The sequence below is a fragment of the Hominisplanchenecus sp. genome, assembly GCF_046967715.1.
GTDB classification, from domain to species: Bacteria; Bacillota; Clostridia; order Lachnospirales; family Lachnospiraceae; genus Hominisplanchenecus; species Hominisplanchenecus faecis.
In genome coordinates this window covers 1-16,338 of the sequence record NZ_JBKVNQ010000016.1, presented here as the reverse complement: position 1 = coordinate 16,338, position 16,338 = coordinate 1, and the positions used below count along the sequence as shown (strand labels likewise).

Genomic DNA, 16,338 nt, shown 5'->3' with positions numbered 1-16,338 from the left:
GGGGGTGCGAAGTCTTTTTTGGAAGAACAAGCATAAAATGACCTCCTTTTCTTTTATCTGCTTTGAGTATACGCTAAAAAGCAGAAATTGTCACGTCTGGATCCGATTTTTCAGGTATCTGTACGGCGACAGTATGCAAAGAGAAACGATTGCCTGGTCGTTTCTTAAAATGCTTGAAAAGAAACGCAAAAAATGATATAGTGATTTATATGTAATTTTACAGAAAAAGAGAGGGCGGCATTCGCATTTCACCTATGTTCAGACAACAGAAATTAAGCATACTTGACGATTATTTTAAAGAGCTTTCGGTCAGAACGACAAGAGAAGAAGTATACTTTTACCGCATCAGCGGTTATACACCGCAGGTCGCGGCCTTTATCCGGAAATATTATGAGGAGGCGAGGCTTCGCGGCGTTGTGATCGAAGGCAGGATTCCCAATCCTGCCGGGCAGAATCTTTCTTATTATGAAGAGATGATGGGCATGGATTTTCAGATGGCTCCTGGTTTTATCGAAAGTCGTTTACAGAAATGGCTTCCGCGGATGAATCCGTACCAGCGGAAAAATATGGCGATGTCCATGTATGATTTTTTTGCTTCTATGCAAAGGGCAGGCAAGACAGAGGGTATGCTGAAAAATGCCTACATCAAGTTCATGTGCTGGCTGTATTATAAGTTCGAGCGGATCGTCAATCTGCTCGGTGAAAATTCCGTCCCGAAGATTCTGTACGAGGGAAACATCAGCCATTATGAGCTGATGCTTTTGTCTATATTGTGCCATGCGGGCTGCGATATTGTACTTTTGCAGTACCACGGAGATCAGAATTATCAGAGACTGGATGCGGCGAATGCATATTCTATGCCGCTGACCTTGCCGGATATGCAGGCATTTCCGGGGGATTTCAGTCTGAAGAATCTTCGCATGCAGCAGCAACAGGAGATCGAGCGAAGCCGCCTTTACGGCAGACTTCCGGATGTCAGAAACTGCACCAATGCATGGATTGAGGGAAAGCCTCTTCTGGATATTGCAAAGCCGCCAACCGTGCGGGGCAGTGATCCTGAATTTTATTATAATTGTTATTGTCAGATAAATGGTGTAGAAGATAAAATCTCTTATACTAACGAGCTTTACCAGCTTTACCAGGAATTAAAAGCCCGGAAGCGAAACATTGTGATCGTAAACGGGCAGATCGAGCCGCCGACTCCGGAGGAGATCGCAAAAGTTTCCAGAAAAAATTACAGCAAAACCGATGAGATGCTTCTGGATCTGAAACGCAATCTTCAGTATCCGGCGAACCGGGAGCTTCAGAGCCTGATGATCAAAGCATTTCTTGATGTGCTTCTGGAGGAGGAAAAAGCACTGGATGAGAACCGCAACAAACTGACCAACAAGGCAGTCTATCTGATCTGCTGGATGATGCGTTATCTGCCGGAGTTATTCAAAAGCTGGCGTATGCCGCAGATTGGATGCTTTTTTTATATGGGCGGATGCAAAAATCGTTTTGAAGCGTTGTTTCTGAAAATGCTGGGCAGACTTCCGGTGGATGTACTGATCCTCGATCCGGATCGCAGTGCTGCGTTTGTACTGGAAGATCAGCTGCTCTATCAGATGAATTTTACGGAGACGCTGCATTTACAGCGTTTTCCGCAGGAAAATACCGAAGTCCGGATGGGGACGGCTGCCTATCATGCGGAGCGGGAACTGGATACTCTGTATCAGGATAGTGGACTGTACCGCAACCAGCAGTATCAGAGTGCGGATATCATCAATCTCCAGACGATGTACGAGGAGATCCGGCTTTTATGGAACGAAGAAGTGAAATACCGGCCGAATTTCAGTACGACGGAAAGCACTGTCAATATCCCGGTCATTTTTGCAAAAGTTTCCGGCGTAAAAGACGGAAAAGTATCCGAGTACTGGTCATCGATCCGGGAGCTGATCACAGAAGATACCATGGTGATTAAAAGCTTTCCTTATATTCAGCCGCTTGCAGCCAATCCGATCAAGCCTTATGTGACTGAATTTTACAAAAACGGCAGACTGCAGAAGGCAAAGATCAAAAACCATCCGGCGTATGCCTATGGCTTTTTAAGAGAAGAGATCCAGGAGCACATTCTGGACAAGCTGCAGATCCTGATCGAGCAGAAGCTGATCCGTGGCACCTTTGAAAATGGCACGGAGTACACGATCCTTTCGACGATACTGAACCTGCCGAAAGAAATCCTGCGGATGCTTCAGAAATTTGATTTTACAAAGAAAAATCCGAAACTGATCTATATCAATCCCGGTGAGAAAGTAATCTCACTGGAGGATGCGATCCTTACCGCGTTTTTGAATCTGGCCGGTTTTGACATTCTGTTTTTCATACCGACCGGATATCAGAATATAGAGAACTTTTACAACAGAAAACAGATGGAAGAGCATCAGATCGGGGAGTATTTATATGATTTAAATGTCCCGGATCTGACGAGGGTTCCATTACCAAAGGCACGCCAGAAATCCTGGCGGGACATACTATTCAGGAGGGAGTAAAAGATGGGACTTAATTTTAACAGACCAGATGCTCCAACGCAGACAGCTCCGGCCGCACAGGCGGAACTGGAACAGGTGAAGTCTTATGATATCGTTGTGGACAGAAAGCAGATGAGTGCAGAGCTGGTTGGTTCCAAAGAAGTGGACGATATCGTCAGCACGATCGAGGTCAACAATCTGGAGACGATCGTATCGTTTGGGGCAGAGGTCGCAGAAGAGATCTCCAAAGCATCGGATGTGGTGTTAAACAGCATGGATATGAAACAGCTGGATGAGTCCAGTCAGATGCTGAACACGCTTGCAAAGATCATGGAGAAGTTTGATCCGGATGAATTAAAAGAAAACAAAGGTCTGTTTGACAAACTGTTCGGCGGGCTTCGCAAACAGATGGACAAGATTCTTGCCAAATATCATACAATGGGCGAAGAAGTAGATCAGATCTATGTTCAGCTCAAACAGTATGAGACAGAGATCAAGCAGTCCAACCGCAAATTAGAGACGATGTTTGAGGCAAATGTAAATTATTACCACGAGCTGGTGAAATACATTCTTGCCGGAGAACAAGGCTGTCAGGAGCTGGAAGCCTATATCGCACAGCGTCAGGCAGATATGGAGGCTACCGGGGATCAGTCGATCCAGTTTGAGCTTACCAGCTTAAATCAGGCACTGATGATGCTGGAGCAGAGGACACAGGATCTGCGTACCGCAGAAAACATTGCCATGCAGTCGATCCCGATGATCAAGACGATGGCATTCAGCAACATGAACCTGGTCCGCAAGATCAATTCCGCATTTATCATCACACTTCCGGTATTTAAGCAGGCACTGGCACAGGCGATCATGCTGAAACGCCAGAAGATTCAGGCAGAAGCCATTTCTGCACTGGACCAGAAAACAAATGAGATGCTTATTAAAAATGCACAGAATACCGTGCAGCAGTCCAAGATGACGGCACAGCTGGCATCCGGCAGTTCGATCAAGATTGAGACGCTGGAGACGACCTGGAAAACGATCGTAAACGGTATCGATGAGACAAGACAGATCCAGGAAAATGCAAGAAAACAGCGGCATGAAGATCAGGCAAGACTTGAGAACATCAAGCAGGAATTCAACCAGATGTACCACATGCCGACAAAGAGATACTGAGAGCAAACAGGGTGAATCTTCACCTTAATATAAATCCATAAAGGAGGAAACATTATGCCTATTAATTTATCAAAAGGACAGAAAGTAGATCTGACAAAAGGAAATCCGGGACTGAAAAGCATTATGGTAGGACTCGGATGGGATGTGAACGCATTTGATACAGGAGCAGATTTTGACCTGGATGCAGCAGCATTTATGTGCGGTTCAAACGGCAAATGCCCGACCGAAAAAGAATTTATCTTTTACGGAAATCTGGAACATCCGACCGGATGTGTCAAACATATGGGCGACAATCTGACCGGTTCCGGAGAAGGCGATGACGAACAGATCATGGTCGATCTGACACAGGTTCCATCCGACATCGAACGTATCGCATTTACCGTAACGATCTACGATGCAGATGTCAGAAGACAGAATTTCGGACAGGTATCCAACGCATTTATCCGTATCGTGGATGATGCAACCGGAAAAGAACTGATCCATTTTGACCTCGGAGAGGATTTCTCCATTGAGACAGCCGTTGTGGTAGGCGAGCTGTACAAGCACAACGGAGAATGGAAATTCAACGCCATCGGCAGCGGATTCCAGGGCGGTCTGGCAGCACTGTGCGGACATTATGGAATCGAAGTCGCATAAGTAGCACAGGCAGATAAAATGAATTTGAGCAATGCTTAAAAACCTGGAAAAGGGGGCATGATTATGTCTATCAGTTTACAGAAAGGACAGAAAGTGAATCTGTCCAAAGAGAAAAAGGGGTTATCCAGAGTCGTAGTAGGACTTGGATGGGATGAAGTCAAAAGATCCAGAGGATTTTTTGCACTGAAACCGGCACCGATCGACTGCGATGCTTCTGCAATCTTACTGCAGAACGGCAGAATGACAGGAAGAGATGATCTGGTATACTATAACAATCTGACACACAAATCCGGAACCGTCCGTCACATGGGTGATAACCTGACCGGCGAAGGAGAAGGCGATGACGAGCAGATCGTGATCGACCTGGACCGTGTGCCGTCTGAGTATGACAAGATCGTGATCGTTGTAACGATCTATCAGGCACAGCAGAGAAAGCAGCATTTCGGACTGATCGAGAATGCGTTTATCCGCCTGGTAGACGGAAAAAATGACCAGGAGATCTTAAAGTACAACCTGACAGAGGACTACTCCGGAATGACGGCGATGATCTTTGGTGAGATCTATCGCTACAACGGTGAGTGGAAATTCGGTGCCATCGGACAGGGAACAAGGGACGGCGGCATCGGTGAGATGGCAGCAAGATTTCAAAAATAAGAGCGTACCGGTATGACATGGTGCGATATGGGAGAGACTATATCTGAGATGAAGTGATTCATATAGTTTCTCCCTGCTTATAAGCAGAAAAATAAAAACAGGAGACAAAAAGATGAAGTATAATGGTTTGACAGACAAACAGGTCGAAGAGTCCAGAAGTAAATTTGGTTCCAACGAGATCCCGGATTCCGAGCCGACCACGTTCTGGGAAGAATTCAAAGAGACGTTCAGTGATCCGATGATCAAGATCCTGCTGGCGATCGCAGCACTGATGATCGTGATGTTCTTCTTTGGGTATGCGGAGATTTACGAGCCGCTCGGAACGATCGTTGCAGTGCTGATCGTGGCAACCGTATCTGCAAAGACCGGTGTTGCAAGCGATACCAAGTACCGTGAACTGAAAGACAATACAGAGAAAGACAAGTGTAAAGTTCACAGGAACGGCGTGATCACGGTGATCGATGTTGATGATGTTGTAGTCGGTGACAAAGTCCTGCTGCAGTCCGGTGATAAAATCCCGGCAGACGGTGTACTGATCGACGGGGCACTGCGTGTGGACAACTCCGCACTGAACGGCGAGGCAGAAGAATGTAAAAAAACAGCGGCATCAGAAGATTTTCAGCTGGAAGATGACATCACAGGCGATACCTTTGTCGATGCACACTCCCTGTTCCGCGGAGCAGTGATATTTGACGGCGAAGGTATTCTTGATGTACGCAAGGTCGGACTGAAGACCATGATGGGAAAAATGGCAGAAGAGATGCAGGAAGACGAGCCGGATTCTCCTTTGAAAGTAAAACTTGCCAAACTTGCAAAACAGATTTCCACGTTTGGTTATATCGGTGCGGTATTGATCGCCGTACTTTACCTGGTCTACTTTGTTATGCAGGCGGGCGGAGTTTCCCAGTACTTTGCAATGGGGATTGAACCGGTTGTCAAAGATGTTGTAAGGGCTCTTTCTCTGGCAATTGTCATCATCGTCTGTGCAGTTCCGGAAGGACTTCCGCTGATGATCTCCCTCGTGCTGATGCAAAATACAAGCAAAATGCTTGACCACAATGTCCTGGTAAGAAAAGCAGAAGGTATCGAGACAGCAGGTTCTTTAAACATTCTCTTCAGTGATAAGACAGGAACGATCACAAAAGGTATGCTTGAAGTGGTCGATTTCTTTACCGGCGACGGCAATTCCATTGATATTGCACAGCTGAGTAAACACAGCAAGGTGAAAGGTCTTGTGGATCTTGCCATCGGTAAGAATACACAGTCCATGTTTGACGCATCCCATAAAGTCATCGGCGGAAATGCAACCGATCAGGCACTGATGAAGTTTTTGGGTGAGGAGACATTCAAGACGCTGGAGAACAGCAGCGAATATAAAATAACAAAACAGCAGTCTTTCAACTCTGCAAATAAATTCAGTCAGGCACGCATCGACAGCACCGGTAAAACTTTCTATAAAGGGGCACCGGAAAAACTTCTGGCAAATGCAGTGAAATATCTGGATGCAGACGGCAATATCTGTACCATGGACAACGCCATCCTGAACCGCAAGATCGATGAACTGGCAGCAAAAGCAATGCGTGTGCTGGCCTTTGGTTATTCAGAAAAAGACATGGTTGAAAATTCAATCAATGATGATATCGTGATCATTGGTCTGGTGGGCATTCGTGACGATGTACGTCCGGAAGCAAAAGAAGCGATCCGGGAAGTACAGGGAGCCGGTATTCAGGTCGTTATGATCACAGGTGACCGCCTTGAGACAGCGGTAGCGATCGCAAAAGATGCAGGACTGTTAAAAGGAGGCAGCGACCGTGCACTTTCCTCCGCACAGCTCAATGAGATGAGTGATGAAGAAGTGAAGAAGATCATACCGAATATCCGTGTGATCGCAAGAGCACTGCCGACCGACAAGTCCCGTATGGTACGCCTGTGCCAGGAGATGAATCTGGTAGTCGGCATGACAGGTGACGGTGTCAACGACTCACCGGCACTGAAACGTGCAGATGTTGGTTTTGCCATGGGAAGCGGAACCGAAGCAGCAAAAGAAGCAGGTAAGATCGTTATTCTGGATGATAATTTTAAATCCATCAAAGATGCCATCCTCTATGGAAGAACCATCTATCATAACATCCTGAAATTCTGTAAATTCCAGCTGGTGATCAACGTGGCAGCCGTTGTGGTCAGTGCAATCGCACCGTTTTTCGGTGTGGATGAACCACTGAAAGTAACACATCTTCTCTTTGTAAATCTGGTCATGGACGGACTGGGAGCGATGATGCTTGGCAATGAACCGGCAAAAGAAGAATATATGGCAGAAGCACCGCGAAAACGTGATGAAAGTATTGTAAGCAAAAAAATGATGGGACAGATCCTCACAATGGGAATCTGGCTTACCGTGGTAAGCTTTATCTATCTGAAAGTGCCGTTCTTTGTAAATCTGTTTGCAAATGAGGAACAGCACCTGACGGGTTATTTTGTACTGTTTATTGTGGCAGCTTTGTTCAACGGCTTTAATGTGCGTGACGATGGATTTGCAATTTTTGCCGGTCTGAATGAGAATAAAGATTTTATTAAAGTATTTCTGATTATTATAATCGTGCAGGCATTGCTCGTAAATGCGGCGATCGTTCCGCTGGCCCCGTTCCAGTGGATTGGAGAAATGTTCAGCTGTGTTCCGTTTGGAATCAAAGGCTGGATTGCAGTTGTTCTGCTGGCATGTACAATGATCCCGGCAGATATGGTCAGAAAACTGTGCGTAAATAAATAACAGGTAATTCAACAGGGAAAGTGCGGTGTCACGTATGGGATCGCACTTTTTCCGTTGATATAACAGGGGTTTGTACATGAGAGAATTCAGAAGATAATTTCCTTTATTGGCCGAAAGGAGTTTCATGTACTTCAGACGACGACAAACCAGTATAGTGCATGTGGAAATGCAGCGAAGCAGCTGCAGAACGATCCGATTATCTGACGGAGCAGGTCAGGCTTTATGCGATGACCGGGCAAAGTAAATATATGGATGCTTATTTTGGAGAAGCAGAAACAAAACAGAGCAGAGAGAAAGCTCTGGATATTTTGAAAAGATATTTTGACGGGACAGAAACTCAGACCGCCCGAATAAAGGAGAGAGTATTTTTAAAGATGCAGACCAGGCACTCTATTATGTAAAAGAACATGGCAGAAAGGGCTGCAGTTTTTATGAATAAATAAAAAGAAAAGAGGTTTTTTCATGGCAATAAAAGAATTACAGGCGTACGAACTTTTAAGGGAAGAGGGGCTTTCCGATATTCAGTCAGTCGGCTATCTGCTGCGTCACAGAAAAAGCGGTGCACGCATCATGGTCATTGCAAATGATGACGATAATAAAGTATTTCATATTACATTTCGTACACCTCCGGTAGACAGCACCGGGGTAGCACATATTCTGGAACACTGTTCGCTGTGTGGAAGCGAAAAGTTTCCGTCCAAAGATCCGTTTGTGGAGCTGGTAAAAGGTTCGCTCAATACCTTTCTGAATGCGATGACCTATCCGGATAAGACCATGTATCCGATTGCAAGCTGCAATGACAAAGATTTTGCAAACCTGATGGATGTCTATATGGATGCCGTTTTTCATACCAATATTTATAAAAAAGAAGAGATTTTCCGTCAGGAAGGCTGGAATTATCATCTGGAAAATCCGGAGGATGAGATCACCTACAATGGTGTGGTATACAACGAGATGAAAGGAGCTTATTCTTCACCGGAAGATGTGCTCGATCGCGAAATTTTAAATGCACTTTATCCGGATACACCGTATGGATTTGAGTCCGGAGGAGATCCGCAGTGTATCCCGGATCTGAAATACGAAGATTTTCTGGCTTTCCATGGAAAATATTATCATCCGTCCAATGCCTACATCTATCTCTATGGAAATATGGATGTTGAGGAACGCCTTACCTGGCTGGATCAGGAATATCTCTCTAAATACGGAAAAAAAGAGGTAGATTCAAAGATCAGTATGCAGAAAGCGTTCGATGCTCCGCATGAGATCTATAAAAAATATTCTATTTCCACATCCGAATCGGAAGAAGACAACACCTATCTTTCCTGGAATGTGTCCGTTGGAACAAGCAGCGATGTACGTCTTGTGACTGCCATGGCAATCCTGGAATATGCACTTTTGTCAGCACCTGGGGCACCGCTTAAACAGGCTCTTTTGGATGCCGGGATTGGAAAAGATATCCTAGGCTCTTTTGAGAGCGGCATTCAGCAGCCATCCCTTTCGGTAGTCGCTAAAAATGCAAATGTCGGTGACAAAGAAAAGTTCCTGGCAGTGATCCGCAAGGTACTGGAAGAGCAGGTGAAAAACGGCATCGATAAAAAAGCACTGCTGGCAGGTATCAATTCTTCCGAGTTCCGTTTTCGTGAGGCAGATTACGGCTCTTATCCGAAGGGCCTGATGTACGGAATCGACATTATGGACAGCTGGCTGTACGGCGAGGGTGATCCGTTTGCCTATGTCAAACAGCTGGATATTTATAAGGAACTCCGTGATGCAGTAGAGAGTGATTATTACGAGAAACTGGTGCAGAAATATCTGCTAGACAACACACATGTGGCGGTTGTTGTCGTTGCACCGGAAAAGGGACTGACTGCAAAACTGGAGGCAGAGACGGCAAAGAAACTGGCAGATTTTAAGGCAGGTCTCAGTGAAGAACAGGTAAAGGAGCTGGTAGAAAAAACAGCAAAATTGCAGGAATTCCAGGAGACACCGTCCACACAGGAAGAGCTGGAGAAAATCCCGATGCTTACCAGGGAGGATATCACAAAGAAATGCAGACCGATCTGCAACAGAGAGCTTTCTTTTGGCAACACCAAAGTTCTGTGGCATGATGTGAACACGAACGGCATCGCTTATCTGACCCTTTATTTTGATCTGTCCGTTGTCAGAAAAGAGGATCTGCCTTATGTCGGCCTTCTGAAAAATGTGCTGGGCATGATCGACACCGAGCATTATGCTTACGGAGATCTGTTCAATGAGATCAATATGCAGACCGGAGGTATCGGTACCGGGATGGTCATATTTCCAGAAAAGGACACACAGAAGATGTATCCGATGTTTACCGTATCAGCCCGCACACTTTATGATAAAATCGACTTTGTGTTTGATGTGATCGAGGAGATTTTATTCACATCCAAACTGGACGATGAGAAACGCTTAAAAGAGATCATTTCCGAGCAGAAATCAAGGACACAGATGCGGCTGACAACGGCGGGACATTCGGCAGCGGCAACCCGTGCCATGGCTTATTTCTCCGAGACAGCTGCGTTCAGTGATCGCAGCAGCGGGATTGACTACTATCGCATGCTCGATGACCTCGATGCAAATTTTGAAACGAAAAAAGAGAATCTGAAGAGTAAATTGAAAGAGCTGATGAACGTGATTTTCCGACAGGATGCCATGGTATTTTCCGTAACAGCGGAAGAGAAGGGGCTTGCCGGACTGGAAGAGAAAGTGACAGGATTATGCGAAAAACTTTCGTTGGATAAGAGAACACCTTCAGAAGAAACCCTTGCATACGGAAAGCTGAACGAAGGCTTCCAGACCTCCGCCAAGATCCAGTATGTGACACGTGCCGGAAATTACCGCGAGGCAGGCTATGATTATACCGGGGCACTGCGGATCCTGAAGGTGATCATGAGCTATGAATATCTCTGGGTGAATGTGCGTGTCAAAGGCGGGGCGTATGGCTGTATGAGTGGATTCGGCAGAAATGGCAATTCCTATTTTGCTTCTTACCGTGATCCGAACCTGCGTCAGACCAACGAGATCTACGAAGGCGTGCCGGAATACGTGGAACATTTCAACGTCGAAGAGCGTGATATGACAAAATACGTGATCGGAACGATCAGTGAGATGGATACGCCACTCACAGCAAGAGCACAGGGAGCACGTTCTGATGCTGCTTATTTCGGACATGTGACTGAAAGCGACCTTCAGAAAGAGCGTGACCAGGTACTCTATGCGACACAGGAAGATATCCGTGCCCTGGCACCGCTGATGCGTGCAATCCTGGAAGAAGACTGCATCTGCGTGCTCGGAAACGAAGATGCACTGGAAAAAGAGAAAGAGATGTTTAGAAATCTCGGACCACTTTAAGGAGGAATTATATACAGATGGCAGAGAAAAGTTACAAATCCGGTTTTGCGACCCTGATCGGCAGACCAAACGTAGGAAAATCCACACTCATGAACCACCTCATCGGGCAGAAGATCGCGATCACGTCCAACAAACCGCAGACAACGAGAAACCGGATCCAGACCGTCTATACAGACGAAAAAGGACAGATTGTATTTCTGGACACACCGGGTATCCACAAGGCGAAAAACAAACTGGGTGAATACATGGTCAATGTGGCAGAACGCACCCTCAATGAGGTCGATGTGATCCTCTGGCTGGTGGAGCCGAGTACCTTTATCGGAGCCGGCGAGCGTCACATTGTGGATCAGCTCAAAAAAACAAAGACACCGGTCATCCTGATCATCAACAAGATTGATAAAGTAGATAAAAAAGAGATCATAAAATATATGGATGCTTACCGCAAAGTCTATGATTTTGCGGAGATCATCCCGGTGTCGGCACTTCGCAGTGTCAATATGGATACTGTGATCGAGAGTATTTTCAAATATCTGCCGTACGGACCGCAGTTTTATGATGAAGATACGGTGACAGACCAGCCGCAGAGACAGATCGTGGCAGAGATGATCCGCGAAAAGGCACTTCGCTCTCTGGAAGAGGAGATCCCGCACGGTATTGCCGTTTCTATTGAAAAAATGACAGAACGCAAAAGCAAAGGCGGCAGCATCTGTGATATCGAGGCGACGATCATCTGCGAGCGGGATTCTCACAAAGGAATCATCATCGGAAAAGGCGGACAGATGCTCCGCAGGATCGGTTCACAGGCACGCCGTGATATCGAGGATATGCTCGAAGAAAAAGTCAATCTCCAGCTCTGGGTCAAAGTCAAGAAAGACTGGAGAGACAGTGACTTCATGATCAAAAACTTCGGATACGATAAAAAAGATATCTGAAATCAGAAACGACGATTCCGTACAGACATCAGCATTTGCTGACGGGACTGTAAGAATATGAGAGAATATATGGATGATAAAATTGCACTGACAGGGATTGTGCTTATAGCGGCACCGATCGGAGAATCAGATAAACGGCTGGTGCTGCTGACAAGAGAGCGGGGAAAGGTGACTGTATTTGCAAGAGGAGCCAGAAGACCGGGCAATCCCTTTCTGGCTGCCGCAAACACCTTTGCTTTTGGAACCTTTTATGTAAAAGAAGCAAGGACTGCCTATCAGCTTGTGCAGACAGAGATTCGAAATTATTTCCGGGAGATCACAGAAGATGTGGAGGCTGCCTGCTATGGAAGCTATTTTCTGGAGTTTGCCGATTATTATGCCAGAGAGAACGATGACGGCACACAGATCATCCAGCTGCTCTACGGGGCACTGCGTGCAGTGCTCAATCAAAAACTGGACCGGGAACTGATCCGTTATGCCTTTGAACTGCGTATGATGGCGGCAGGCGGAGAATATCCGCAGGTGTTCGAGTGTGCAGTATGTGGAGCAAAGCATGATCTTTGTGCCTTCCTTACAGATAAGAACAGCGTACTGTGCCGCAGCTGTGTCTCAAAAGTACAAAGGAGCACACCGGTTCTGGAATCAACGATCTATACGATGCAATATGTGATCAGTACGCCGGTCGAACGCCTCTTTGCCTTTGCACTATCAACACAGGTAAAGAAAGAGTTTATCCGTCTGGTTGAGAAATTCCGGAGGCGTTACATAGACCGGGATTTCAAATCTCTGGAGATTCTGGAGATCATGCGGCATACCAGAAACGCTCTTTACAAGGACGGTCAATAATGGTATGATGAAAAATGCCACGCGAACAGGTGGCGTATTCTGTATTTTATATACAGAAGGGGATATGGTAAGTTTCAAGAAAGGCAGGGCAGCGAAGGAGATTTTGCTGTGTCTGGATGGGAAATATTATGAAGAAATGGAAGGGAATTCTGGCAGTCATCCTGATAACCGGATGTCTTGGCGGCTGCAGTCAGTTTCAGGCAGAGCACAATGCAGTAAAAGTGAAACGGGACGGCAGTGTACAGGCGGCGGTGATCGACACGCTGGACAAATCCTACTACAGCGAGGATGAGCTGAAGCAGACGATCGATGATTCTGTGAGTGCGTACAATCAGTCACAGGAAGGTGATCCGATCGTTGTCAAAAAATTTAACGTCACAGACGGAAAAGCAGAGCTGTATATGAACTATGCGGCTTCCAGGGATTATCAGGATTTCAATAATGTGACCTTTTATGCGGGAGACCTGCAGGGAGCATACAATCAGAAGTACGAATTCCCGGATGAATTTCAGAAAGTGGAAAACGGAAAAGTTACAGGAAGTGTGACAAGATCCGATATTTTGAGCGGTCTGAACTACAACGTTGTAATCTGTTCGGAAGAGATGGATATCGAAGTTCCGGGCAAGATCCTTTACGTTACGACGGATGCAGTTGTCACCGGAAAAAAGACGGCGACCAGCATTTCAGAAGAGCGGGAAAAGGCAGCAGAATCCGAGACGGAGACAGCATCGGAAAGTGAGAGCACAGACGGCGGAGCAAAATCCGATGGCAATGCGGAGAAAGGCCAGTTTGAAGTAGAATCCGAAAGTAAGTCCGCAGCAGGAAACGAAGCTTCCGATACCGCAGATGACGCAGAAGAAGTAAAACATACACTGACATTTGTCATATACGAATGATGTCAGGGAAAAGTCTGAGATCACAATATGTCTGCACAGAAGTATTTTCGGGGCAGCACATTTTGATATAACACGATAAACAGCGAGCAAAGAAGTAAACATAAACGGCTTCTTTCAATATATGCATATGCCGCAGAGACGGCCGACAGGAGGAGACAAATGGAAAAAACAATGGACAAGATCGTGGCACTGGCAAAATCCAGAGGTTTTGTATATCCGGGTTCCGAGATTTACGGAGGTCTGGCAAATACCTGGGATTACGGTAATCTTGGTGTAGAGCTGAAGAACAATGTAAAACAGGCATGGTGGAAGAAATTCATCACAGAGAATCCATACAACGTAGGTGTTGACTGTGCGATTCTGATGAATCCGCAGACCTGGGTAGCATCCGGACATCTCGGAGGCTTTTCTGATCCGCTGATGGACTGTAAAGAATGTCATGAGCGTTTCCGTGCAGATAAGCTGATCGAAGATTTCTGCGATGAGAAAGACATTGCACTGGAAGGCTCTGTCGATGGATGGACACAGGAACAGATGCGTGATTTCATCGAAGAGCATCAGATTCCATGTCCGACCTGCGGAAAACATAATTTTACCGATATCCGCCAGTTCAATCTGATGTTCAAGACATTCCAGGGTGTAACAGAAGATGCAAAGAATACGGTATACTTAAGACCGGAAACAGCACAGGGTATCTTTGTAAACTTTAAAAACGTACAGAGAACATCCAGAAAGAAAATCCCGTTTGGTATCGGACAGATCGGTAAATCATTCCGTAACGAGATCACACCGGGTAACTTCACATTCCGTACCAGAGAGTTTGAGCAGATGGAGCTGGAGTTCTTCTGTGAGCCGGGTACCGACCTTGACTGGTTCCAGTATTGGAGAGCATTCTGCATCGACTGGCTGAAGAATCTGGGCATGAAAGAAGACGAGATGAGAGCACGTGACCATTCACCGGAAGAACTGTGCTTCTACAGCAAAGGTACAACCGACATCGAGTTCCTCTTCCCGTTTGGATGGGGCGAGCTGTGGGGTATCGCAGACCGTACCGACTATGACCTGACACAGCATCAGAATGTATCCGGCCAGGATATGAGCTATTTTGATGATGAGAAGAAAGAAAAATACATTCCGTATGTTATCGAGCCTTCTCTTGGTGCAGACCGTGTGGTTCTGGCATTTCTGTGCAGTGCTTATGACGAAGAAGAGCTGGAAGGCGGCGATATGCGTACCGTTCTGCATTTCCATCCGGCACTGGCACCGGTTAAGATCGGAGTTCTGCCGCTGTCCAAGAAACTGAACGAAGGTGCGACAAAAGTATTCGAACAGCTCTCAAAGAAATGGAACTGTGAATACGATGACCGCGGAAACATCGGAAAACGTTACCGCAGACAGGATGAGATCGGTACACCGTTCTGTGTAACCTACGACTTTGATTCTGAAGAAGACGGAGCAGTTACCGTACGTGACCGTGACACCATGGAGCAGGAGCGTATCAAGATCGAAGATCTGGCAGCCTATTTCGAAGAAAAGCTGGCATACTAAGAAGCGAGCAGCAATTCTGACAAGAATTGCCTGAAAACTGTACGAAATACACAAAAATGCATAAGTAAAATAGAATAAACTATACAAAAAGCAGAAAGAACCTTGTGAGTCTTTCTGCTTTTATGTTATAATGTTTATAGAATTGCGGGAGTTACTTTGTAACGGAGCAATTCTAAGGCATCATTATGCATCGTTATATTTTTGCAACGGAGCAATCCGCAGGCATCGGCCGGGGTCAGAAGACGGAAATATGATATGCCTGCACCGGAATAAAGTATTAAGGAGGATTTGTGTTATGGGAATGCGAAACATTATTGTAGGACAGTCAGGTGGGCCGACTTCGGTTATCAATTCCAGCCTTGCGGGGGTTTACAAGACAGCGATTGAACGTGGTTTTGACAAAGTATACGGTATGCTTCACGGCATCCAGGGATTTCTGGATGAGCAGTACGTGGATCTTTCCACGCAGATTCATTCGGATATGGATATCGAGCTGCTGAAGAGGACACCTTCGGCATTTCTTGGTTCCTGCCGTTACAAACTTCCGGAGATCCATGAGGACATGGAGATTTATGAGAAAATTTTCGGTATCCTGGACAAGCTGGAGATCGAGGCATTTATCTACATCGGCGGCAATGACTCCATGGATACGATCAAAAAACTTTCGGATTATGCGATTGTCAAAGGTCATAAACAGAAATTTTTAGGTGTGCCAAAGACAATCGACAACGATCTTGCACTGACTGACCACACGCCGGGATTTGGAAGTGCAGCCAAATACATCGGAGCATCGACAAAAGAAGTGATCCGCGATGCACTGGGACTCACATACAAAAAAGAGATGATCACGATCATAGAAGTTATGGGAAGGAATGCCGGATGGCTGACAGGGGCGACGGCACTTGCAAAGACCGAAGAATGCGAAGGCCCGGATCTTATTTATCTGCCGGAAGTGCCGTTTGATATCGATGTATTCCCGGGCCTTCGCATTCTTCGGTCTTTGCAAG

12 protein-coding genes are annotated in these 16,338 nt (G+C 46.1%); all 12 read left to right on the top strand.

The annotated features are described in order from the left end of the window. The first annotated feature begins 254 nt into the window (after positions 1-254). A complete protein-coding gene (locus ACLTL4_RS03685) occupies positions 255-2,531 on the top strand; it encodes a YceG family protein (protein ID WP_412320247.1) in 2,277 nt (758 codons plus the stop codon). A gap of 3 nt (positions 2,532-2,534) precedes the next feature. Beyond that, positions 2,535-3,677, top strand: coding sequence for a toxic anion resistance protein (locus tag ACLTL4_RS03680; RefSeq protein ID WP_022118221.1), 1,143 nt, complete (start codon positions 2,535-2,537; stop codon positions 3,675-3,677). A 54-nt stretch (positions 3,678-3,731) separates the two neighbouring features. Then, positions 3,732-4,313, top strand: coding sequence for a TerD family protein (locus ACLTL4_RS03675; protein WP_173865667.1), 582 nt, complete (start codon positions 3,732-3,734; stop codon positions 4,311-4,313). Between the two features lie 63 nt (positions 4,314-4,376). Further along, entirely contained in the window at positions 4,377-4,967 is a 591-nt protein-coding gene (locus ACLTL4_RS03670; RefSeq protein WP_412290717.1) for a TerD family protein, read from the top strand. Between the two features lie 112 nt (positions 4,968-5,079). Then, positions 5,080-7,734, top strand: coding sequence for a calcium-translocating P-type ATPase, PMCA-type (locus ACLTL4_RS03665; RefSeq protein WP_173865666.1), 2,655 nt, complete (start codon positions 5,080-5,082; stop codon positions 7,732-7,734). Positions 7,735-7,892: 158 nt separating this feature from the next. Beyond that, positions 7,893-8,135, top strand: a complete 243-nt coding sequence (locus ACLTL4_RS03660) for a hypothetical protein (protein ID WP_412290715.1) — start codon at positions 7,893-7,895, stop codon at positions 8,133-8,135. Between the two features lie 61 nt (positions 8,136-8,196). Next, positions 8,197-11,109 carry an insulinase family protein gene (locus tag ACLTL4_RS03655; protein WP_412320246.1) on the top strand — a complete coding sequence of 971 codons (2,913 nt, stop codon included), beginning with the start codon at positions 8,197-8,199 and terminating at the stop codon, positions 11,107-11,109. 17 nt (positions 11,110-11,126) lie between these two features. Next, on the top strand, positions 11,127-12,041 hold the full coding sequence (gene era, locus ACLTL4_RS03650; RefSeq protein WP_022120013.1) for a GTPase Era: 915 nt from the start codon (positions 11,127-11,129) through the stop codon (positions 12,039-12,041). 69 nt (positions 12,042-12,110) lie between these two features. After that, entirely contained in the window at positions 12,111-12,887 is a 777-nt protein-coding gene (recO, locus tag ACLTL4_RS03645) for a DNA repair protein RecO (RefSeq protein ID WP_412320245.1), read from the top strand. Positions 12,888-13,015: 128 nt separating this feature from the next. After that, positions 13,016-13,783, top strand: a complete 768-nt coding sequence (locus tag ACLTL4_RS03640; protein WP_412320244.1) for a hypothetical protein — start codon at positions 13,016-13,018, stop codon at positions 13,781-13,783. A gap of 159 nt (positions 13,784-13,942) precedes the next feature. After that, positions 13,943-15,331, top strand: coding sequence for a glycine--tRNA ligase (locus tag ACLTL4_RS03635; protein ID WP_022120010.1), 1,389 nt, complete (start codon positions 13,943-13,945; stop codon positions 15,329-15,331). A gap of 295 nt (positions 15,332-15,626) precedes the next feature. Further along, a partial coding sequence (locus ACLTL4_RS03630) for a diphosphate--fructose-6-phosphate 1-phosphotransferase (RefSeq protein WP_412320243.1) occupies positions 15,627-16,338 on the top strand: 712 nt, incomplete at its 3' end.